The organism is Sandarakinorhabdus rubra, assembly GCF_010994245.1.
Classification (GTDB): domain Bacteria; phylum Pseudomonadota; class Alphaproteobacteria; order Sphingomonadales; family Sphingomonadaceae; genus Sandarakinorhabdus; species Sandarakinorhabdus rubra.
In genome coordinates this window covers 1-1,001 of sequence record NZ_WMHO01000395.1, presented here as the reverse complement: position 1 = coordinate 1,001, position 1,001 = coordinate 1, and the positions used below count along the sequence as shown (strand labels likewise).

Here is a 1,001-nt window from a genome sequence, read left to right as displayed (position 1 = left end):
CGGCGGCGATCAGACGGTCATAGGCAGCGCCCACCGGCTGGATGGCCCGTTCCAGCGCGGCGGCCAGCGCTGGCCAGTCCTTCACGCCGCACAGGCGCGCCACCGCCTCGCGATCGGCAGCCAGGCGCGGGATGGCATGGGTCTGCTCATCGCGGCGCATCTGCAGGCGATGCTCGAGGGTGCGCAGCGCGAGATAGGCATCGCTGAGCGCGCCGGCCTCGGCCGCATCGACATGGCCGGCGGTCGTGAGCGCGGCAAGGCCATCGAGCGTGGCCGGACAGCGCAGCGCAACGTCGCGCCCGCCCCAGATCAGCTGGTTGATCTGGGTGAAGAACTCGACCTCGCGAATGCCGCCGCGCCCGCGCTTCACATCATAGCCCGGCCCCGGCGCCTGCCCGGCCTCGAAATGGTCGCGGATGCGCAGGCTCACCGACTGGATGTCGCGCACCGCCGTGTAATCGAGGCTGCGGCGCCAGACGAAGGGCCGGATGCGCGCGAGGAAATCCTCGCCCATTCCGATATCGCCGCCCACGGCGCGGGCGCGGATGAAGGCCACACGCTCCCAGGTCAGCGCTTCGGACTGATAATAATGCTCCGCCGCCGACAGGCTGATCGACATCGGCGTGATCTCGCTCGCCGGGCGCAGCCTGAGGTCTACCCGCATCACATAGCCATCGGGTGTCAGATCGGCGAGCAGGGCCACGGCACGGCGGGCGATGCGCACCGCCGCCTCTCCGGGGTCTTCGCTGCTGCGGCACGGGATGATGGCCGGATCGTGCAGGAAGATGAGGTCACTGTCCGAGGAATAGTTGAGCTCGCGGCTGCCCAGCTTGCCCAGCGCCAGCGCGACGAGACCGCGGTTGGCGGCGCCGCGTTCGGCCAGCGCGGCGGCAATCGCCACATCGATGGCAGCATCGGCAAAGGCGGAGAGCGCCGCCGTCACCCGCTCAAGCGGCCACAGGCCGGCCAGATCGGCGAGCGCGGTGATCAGCGCCACCTGC

1 protein-coding gene is annotated in these 1,001 nt (G+C 70.4%); it reads right to left on the bottom strand.

The window, feature by feature from the left end; all coding sequences use genetic code 11:
- Positions 1–1,001, bottom strand: a 1,001-nt coding sequence (locus tag GJV64_RS14785; protein ID WP_456238863.1) for a [protein-PII] uridylyltransferase family protein, incomplete at both ends; no start/stop codon positions are given.